The 274-nt window shown below is 46.0% G+C and carries 1 protein-coding gene; it reads right to left on the minus strand.

Annotation, left to right across the window (positions count from 1 at the left end; translation table 11 throughout):
- Positions 1 to 85: 85 nt before the first annotated feature.
- The coding region (locus tag IV54_RS12065) for a hypothetical protein (protein ID WP_057878100.1) at positions 86 to 274 on the minus strand (189 nt) is incomplete at its 5' end.

Genomic DNA, 274 nt, shown 5'->3' on the forward strand with positions numbered 1-274 from the left:
ATAACGATAATACTGAGCTCTGGAAACACCGAGGATTCGGCACATCTTAGTTACCTGGTGGTGATGGCTTTCTTGTTGAATGTAATCAAAGATATTGGTTACTTCTGCGCAAGGAAGCCCAGGTCTTTTTTAGGATTTCGTTCTCCTCAGACAGCGAAGCCAGTCGCTTTTCCATCGCTTTGATTTCGTCTGGCGATTTACCGGATTGAGTTTTGGCCTGGCCCTGGATCCACTTATGAACGGTTGAATAGCCAATGCCATATTCTCTGGCCAG

Origin of the sequence: Levilactobacillus paucivorans, from assembly GCF_001437125.1 — a bacterium.
GTDB classification, from domain to species: Bacteria; Bacillota; Bacilli; order Lactobacillales; family Lactobacillaceae; genus Levilactobacillus; species Levilactobacillus paucivorans.